Source organism: Sphingomonas sp. (assembly GCF_035555815.1).
Lineage (GTDB): Bacteria > Pseudomonadota > Alphaproteobacteria > Sphingomonadales > Sphingomonadaceae > Sphingomonas.
Genome location: NZ_DATMGG010000104.1, coordinates 1 through 5,897, shown reverse-complemented (window position 1 = coordinate 5,897; position 5,897 = coordinate 1). Strand labels below are relative to the sequence as shown.

The window sequence follows — 5,897 nt, the reverse complement described above, 5'->3', positions numbered from 1 at the left end:
CGCCGATGTCGAACACCAGCGCGGGGCCTTCCCCCGGCTCGATCAGCGCGTGGCAGCCGAGCACGGCGAGTCGCGCCCCTTCCTCGGCGGAGATGATGTCGAGCAGGATGCCGGTTTCGGCGTGGGCGCGGCGGATGAATTCCGATCCGTTGAGCGCGCGGCGACAGGCCTCGGTCGCCACCGAACGCGCCAGCGCGACGTCGCGGCGGCGCAGTTTGTCGGCGCAGATGCGTAGCGCGGCGATGGTGCGGTCGATCGCGTCGTCCGAAAGCCGCCCGGTCGCCGCCAGCCCTTCGCCCAGCCGCACGATGCGGCTGAACGCATCGACCACGGCAAAGCCGGGCCCCTGCGGCCGCGCGATCAGCAGGCGGCAATTGTTGGTGCCCAGATCAAGCGCGGCATAGTGTCGCGCATGCGGCCAGCGCCCGCGCGCCGGACTTTCTGGTGCCGGGCGCGGCGCATCCGGGCGCCGCGCGGTCGGCATGTTGGCGGGTCGATCCCCCACGTGCCGTTGTACTCGCTTCTTATGTTCTCGTCCGTCACGGCGCGGGAAGCGCCGCTCGGTGCCTGGGACGACAGCTAGCGAAGCCGCGCGGAAACGACAAGCGCGACGACGGTTGAAGCGTTGACAGCACGCCGTCGCCGCCCTAATTGGCCCGTCCGATTGCCCTGTCGTCTAGTGGTAAGACTACGGACTCTGACTCCGTCAACCGAGGTTCGAATCCTCGCGGGGCATCCATTTTTTGAGCAGGATGCCGATTGGCAACCTCGCTAAGCCATCGCGCCGCACGTCGCGACGAGCTTTTGCCGAAGCCAGCGATGGCCTGGATCAGCGTCGAGCCGCGGATGCCACATGGCGCTGATCGCGAGTTCGGGTGTCGCGACGGGCAGATCGAAGCTCTGCACGCCCTTCCCCGTCACCCGCTCATCGCGAAAGCATGATAGCGGGGCGAGCGCGATCAGATCGGACTGGCGAGCGATGCCGAGCGCATCCACGAATCCAGGCACCACGGCCATGATCCTGCGCCGCAAGCCAAGCTCTAGCAGCGCATCGTCCACCGGCCCCGTCCAGGCGCCCCGGCGCGAGGCGACAACGTGTCCACAATCCGCGTAACGCTCCGGCGTGATCGATCCCGCCAACAGCGGATGACCCGTGCGCGCCGCCCCGACGAAGCGGTCGCGGAAGATGAGCCGGCTGCGCATTTCCGGCGCGGAGGTGCCCGCCGTCCCGATCTCCAGGTCGATTGTTCCGTCGCGCAACGGGGTCGCCGCCTTGTCAGGTTTGGGGACGAAGCGGAGCTTAACCTGGGGCGCCGCTTCGGCGATGGCGACCACGATGGCGGGGCGAACAACGCCATGAACCCCTCGTTCGCGCGAATCGTGAAAGTCCGTTGCAGCGACTCCGGGTCGATACTGTCCACAGCCGGCGACAGCACTGCCCGTGCTTCCTGTGCGATGGCATGGACGCGGCCGGCCAGTCGCTCGGCATAGGGTGTCGGTACGAGCGACCGCCCCGCCTGCACGAGAAGAGGGTCGCCGGTCGCCGCACGGAGCCGGGTCAGCGTCCGGCTCATCGCGGACACGCTGAGCCCCATGCGCTTGGCGGCAGCCGTGACGCTGCGCTCGTCAAGCAGCATGTCGAGCGCGGTGAGCAGGTTCAGGTCGATGGCGGCCACGAAGGACAGCATAATCCCGGTCCTGCCATGGCGTCATGCGCAATCGTCGTTTGCATCCCGCGCGTCTGGCGCCGCGCCTTCGTTCCATCCACATCGGGAGAACCACACAATGGAGTCCCGCCATGGCCGAGTTTCCGGATCACCGAACCCCAACCATATTGCTCGTCGGAGCGTCACGCGGCCTTGGGCTGGCGATGGCGGCCGAGTTCGTGAAACGGAACTGGCACGTCACCGGCACGGTGCGCGGCGACAAAAGGACGGAGCTGCACGACCTTGCCGACGCCCACCCGGGCCAGGTCACGATCGAGCAGCTCGACCTCACCGATTCCGACCAGATCGCCGCACTCCGCGACAAGCTGTCGGGCCGCACCCACGACATGCTCTTCATCAACGGCGGCACAGCGAACCACGATCAGTCCGAGACGATCGCGGAAACCTCGACCGATGAGTTCGTGCGGGTCATGCTGACCAACGCGCTCGGCGTGATGCGGACCGTCGAAGGTTTGCAATCGCTGGTGCGCCCCGCCGGCCTGATCGGTGTCATGTCGTCCGGCCAGGGCAGCATCTCAGACAACGAGAAGGGTGGCCATGAAGTGTACCGGGGTAGCAAGGCCGCGCTAAACCAGTACATGCGCAGCTATGCCGCGCGGCAGACCGATCCGCGGCGCCCGCTGGTGCTGATGGCGCCAGGCTGGATACGGACCGATCTGGGCGGGCCGCAGGCGACTTTCAGCATTGAAGAGACCATCCCGCAACTGGTCGAGACGCTGATCGCGCAGCAGGGCACGCCGGGCCTGCGCTTCATCGACCGGCAGGGCCAGACCGTGCCGTGGTGATCCGCAAACATTGAAGGAATGGGCACGGAAACGCACCCAAGGCTCGGCATCAGGCGGGCCGGCGGCGATCCGGGTCGACCAGGACAGCGAGTTCGCTCCGGAGACGAAAATCCGCGGGCGTGGGCAAGCAGGTGGAACTGGTCGTCCCTCGGCAGGAGAGCGTCGCAGCGACCGACCGGAACATGCCGCTCATCAAGCTCGTCACCCAAGCCATGGCCGCGCGGCAGCTGCTGTCCGAACACCAGTCACGCGACTTCGGAGATCTGGCCAACGCGATTGGCTATGGCCGCTGCCGTGCCGCGGCTCTGCTTCGCATCGGCCATCTCGCGCCGGACATCATCGCCGCGATCCCGACCGTACGGCAGCCTGCCGGCCTGACGCGGGACAAGCCGAAGCGCTGGCCCGCGCTGGCGCTACCTGCAAGCTACGGAAAAGGCACGACCAACTCCGCGTCCGGTCGGTCTTGCGGTGTCAGGGGACGGTCGGGAGAAGAATGGTGCCCAGGGACGGGATCGAACCGCCGACACTGCGATTTTCAGTCGCATGCTCTACCAACTGAGCTACCTGGGCATCCGCGGCTCGCCGCGAAGGAACGCCGCCTTTAGTCGCGGCTTTCGGGGCTGTCTACCCCCGGATCGGCGGGCGGGCCGGGGATGCGATATCCATCGCCCAGCCAGTTGAGCAGATCGCGGTCGCGGCAGCCCTGGCTACAGAACGGGGCGAACGGCGGCTGGGCCGGCGTTTGGCATAGCGGGCACAGGTTACGCGAATTGGGCTTGGACATGGCCGCCGGAGATGGTGAGCGCGGCGTCGTCGCGCAAGATGATTCGCGTGCCGGTGCGCCGCTCCAGTTCAGCGATCCACGACGGCGTCAGCGTGGCGATCACCGTCGGGTGCGCGGTCAGCGTCCGCGCGCCGGCGCCGCCCACCCGTTCCGCCCGGCGCAGCAATGCGCGCGCCTGCGCCTGCGCCGGCTCCATCGCGTGGATTTCGGACAGCGACCGCCGGGTGCGCCGTCGCACGATCTGGATGAAGCCGAAGCCGTTGACCGCCGTCCGCTCAAACGGCTGGGGAAGAGCCGCGTCGATCGCGGCGGCGGCGGCATGGCGCGCCGCCTTGTCGCCCGCGCCGGGCAGGTCGATGCCGATCGATCCGGCGATGTCGAGCCGCCGGATCGCCTCCGCCGCGGCGCGCGCGCCAGCCACCGCCAGCGCGGACGGAGCCAGCGTGCCGTCGACGTCGATCAAGGTCATCGCCGGGGTCAGCGCGATGTGGAGTTCGCCGCCGGGAAACGCCACCACGCCCGTCGCCGCCTCCTCCAGCAGTTCGGACCATCCCGCCTCCTCGAACAGGTCGCGGTCGGTCGGGCGCAGCGTGCGCCCCGCCGGCAGCGCCCCGGCGACCGGATCGGCATCGCTCGGGCGGGCACGGGCGCGCTTGGGCTTGCCCGGCTCGGCGATCGCCGGGCGGACGATCTCGACGCGGGCCAGCGCGCCCTGCGTCACGCCGGCGGGCAACGGCGTCACCAACGCCTCCTGTCCGTCCCACGCGACAATGCCCTGGTTGCGCTCCGGGATGCGCGCGATCAGCCGCGCGTCGATCACGGTGCCGGCGATCAGTTCGCCCTCGGGCACGATCCGCGCCTCGACGATGCGCCCGTCCGCGACCAGCACGGCGCGGGTCTCGCCGATGCCGGCCTCGACCAGCCACTCAGCCAAGCGGGGGTTCCTGTGGGTCGTCAGGCGCAATCAGTGCCAGGCCGCTGGCGATCAGCAACGCGCGCGTCTCGTACACTGGCAGGCCGACCACGCCCGAGTGGCTGCCCGACAGAAAGCGGACGAACGCCTCCGCGCGGCCCTGGATCGCGTAACCGCCCGCCTTGCCCATTCCCTCGCCCGATTGGACGTACCAGTCGACCTCGGCATCGCTCAGCCGCTTGAACGCGACGACGGTGTCGGTCACGCGCGTGCGGGCGCGGCCGTCGCGGTCGATCACGCAAACGGCGGAGATACAGACATGACGTCGCCCGGACAGCAGGCCAAGCATCCGCCGCCAGTCGGCCTCGTCCGCGGGTTTCTCCAGGATGCGGCGGCCGACCGCGACGGTGGTGTCGCCCGCCAGCACGATCTCGTCCGGGGCGCGCTCCACCGCGCGCGCCTTGGCCTCCGCCAGACGCAGCACATAGCGCCTGGGCAGTTCACCCTTTTCCGGCGTCTCGTCGATGTCGGGGGCTGCCAACCGGGCCGGGGTGACACCCAGCCGAGCGAGCAGTTCGAGCCGGCGCGGTGAGGTCGAGGCGAGGACGAGCCTGGGGGCGAGCGCGGGCGTCGCGCCCGGAATGGCGATCAGCCCTGCGGGCCGGGGCCGCCGCGACCCGGCATGAAGCGATAGGTGATCCGGCCCTTGGTCAGGTCATAGGGGGTCAGCTCGACCAGCACTTCGTCGCCGACAAGCACGCGGATACGGTTCTTGCGCATCTTGCCGGCGGTGTGGCCCAGGATCTCATGATCGTTCTCCAGCCGCACGCGGAACATCGCATTCGGCAAAAGCTCGACCACCTGGCCGCGCATCTCGAGCAGTTCTTCCTTGGCCAAACAAAACCTCTTGGGTGCAATAGGGTGGCGCCCCTTACTCCCACAGCGCGAAAAAGGAAAGCGCCGGGCGCCATTCGCCCGCGACGGGCCACTGTTCGCGATCGGACAGCCACCGTCCGATTTCGTTAAGCCGGGCCCGCAAATTGGTGGTCGGGAATGCCAATGATTGGCGAATTTCGCATTTCTGCCGATGGGCGATTTTCGTAAGATATTGAAAAAGATGGGTCACATGTGTTTGGCACGGCTAATGCACTTGTCTGGATACGGGCATGAGCCCGAGCGTTCAGAGGAGAATACCATGTCTGTTTCGTTCCGCCCGATCGGCACCGCCCTCGCCGCCGGCATCGCCGCCGCGCTGTGCATCACCGCTGCCGCCGCCCCCGCGATGGCCGCCGATGGCCAAGCCGCGACCGCCAAGGCCGAGAAGGACAACAAGATCTGCATCACCGCCCGCGACGGCCAGGCTGCCTCGACCGGCACGGTGCTGAAGCGCCAGGTGTGCAAGACCCGCGACCAGTGGGCAGCGCAGGGCGTCAAGTTCAGCTCGCGCACGGCGAGTGAGGGCGGTCAGGTCGCCGCCCGCTGACGCCTCGCTCAGCGTTCCGCCCGGCCGATCATGGCCGGGCGGGACGTCGCGTCGGCCAGCACGCCCCTCCCCGGCCACGAAAAAGCCCGCCCGGATCGCTCCGGACGGGCTTTTCGCTGCGTGATCGCGATCGGATCAGCCGGCGGCGTGGCCCGCCGCCAGCGCCGCGAGCAACAGCAGCGCGACGATATTGGTGATCTTGATC

The 5,897-nt window shown here is 68.6% G+C and carries 8 protein-coding genes, 2 tRNA genes and 1 pseudogene; 3 read left to right on the top strand and 8 right to left on the bottom strand.

Annotated features, from left to right (window positions below):
• The coding region (locus VNR91_RS05830; RefSeq protein ID WP_414712380.1) for a Ppx/GppA phosphatase family protein at positions 1-484 on the bottom strand (484 nt) is incomplete at its 3' end.
• 181 nt (positions 485-665) lie between these two features.
• On the opposite strand from VNR91_RS05830, the gene VNR91_RS05825 reads away from it, so the two are divergent.
• Positions 666-739, top strand: a tRNA-Gln gene (locus VNR91_RS05825).
• A gap of 32 nt (positions 740-771) precedes the next feature.
• Here the strand turns inward: VNR91_RS05825 and VNR91_RS05820 are convergent.
• A complete protein-coding gene (locus VNR91_RS05820) occupies positions 772-1,335 on the bottom strand; it encodes a LysR substrate-binding domain-containing protein (protein WP_325489834.1) in 564 nt (187 codons plus the stop codon).
• Positions 1,336-1,541: 206 nt separating this feature from the next.
• Positions 1,542-1,637: pseudogene (locus VNR91_RS13535) on the bottom strand (LysR family transcriptional regulator); the annotation flags it as partial.
• 161 nt (positions 1,638-1,798) lie between these two features.
• Between VNR91_RS13535 and VNR91_RS05815 the strand changes: the two are divergent.
• Entirely contained in the window at positions 1,799-2,512 is a 714-nt protein-coding gene (locus VNR91_RS05815; protein WP_325489833.1) for an SDR family NAD(P)-dependent oxidoreductase, read from the top strand.
• 494 nt (positions 2,513-3,006) lie between these two features.
• On the opposite strand, the gene VNR91_RS05810 is transcribed toward VNR91_RS05815, so the two are convergent.
• From VNR91_RS05810 to infA, 5 genes are all read right to left on the bottom strand, one after another.
• Positions 3,007-3,082, bottom strand: a tRNA-Phe gene (locus tag VNR91_RS05810).
• A 31-nt stretch (positions 3,083-3,113) separates the two neighbouring features.
• On the bottom strand, positions 3,114-3,296 hold the full coding sequence (locus VNR91_RS05805) for a DNA gyrase inhibitor YacG (protein ID WP_325489832.1): 183 nt from the start codon (positions 3,294-3,296) through the stop codon (positions 3,114-3,116).
• Positions 3,274-4,230: a ribonuclease gene (locus tag VNR91_RS05800; RefSeq protein ID WP_325489831.1), complete on the bottom strand. Its 957-nt coding sequence runs from the start codon at positions 4,228-4,230 to the stop codon at positions 3,274-3,276. The genes VNR91_RS05805 and VNR91_RS05800 overlap by 23 nt, the downstream gene beginning before the upstream one ends.
• Positions 4,223-4,852 carry a nucleoside triphosphate pyrophosphatase gene (locus VNR91_RS05795; protein ID WP_325489835.1) on the bottom strand — a complete coding sequence of 210 codons (630 nt, stop codon included), beginning with the start codon at positions 4,850-4,852 and terminating at the stop codon, positions 4,223-4,225. The genes VNR91_RS05800 and VNR91_RS05795 overlap by 8 nt, the downstream gene beginning before the upstream one ends.
• Before the next feature lie 5 nt (positions 4,853-4,857).
• On the bottom strand, positions 4,858-5,106 hold the full coding sequence (gene infA / locus VNR91_RS05790; RefSeq protein ID WP_325489830.1) for a translation initiation factor IF-1: 249 nt from the start codon (positions 5,104-5,106) through the stop codon (positions 4,858-4,860).
• Positions 5,107-5,404: 298 nt separating this feature from the next.
• Here infA and VNR91_RS05785 point away from each other — a divergent pair, with 298 nt between their 5' ends.
• Positions 5,405-5,692, top strand: a complete 288-nt coding sequence (locus tag VNR91_RS05785; RefSeq protein WP_325489829.1) for a hypothetical protein — start codon at positions 5,405-5,407, stop codon at positions 5,690-5,692.
• The last annotated feature ends 205 nt before the right edge of the window (positions 5,693-5,897 follow it).

Bases quoted from the DNA above. Each gene is read 5' to 3' on its own strand.
- VNR91_RS05805 (WP_325489832.1), bottom strand. From the start codon at position 3,296: ATGTCCAAGCCCAATTCGCGTAACCTGTGCCCGCTATGCCAAACGCCG.
- VNR91_RS05785 (WP_325489829.1), top strand. From the start codon at position 5,405: ATGTCTGTTTCGTTCCGCCCGATCGGCACCGCCCTCGCCGCCGGCATC.
- VNR91_RS05815 (WP_325489833.1), top strand. From the start codon at position 1,799: ATGGCCGAGTTTCCGGATCACCGAACCCCAACCATATTGCTCGTCGGA.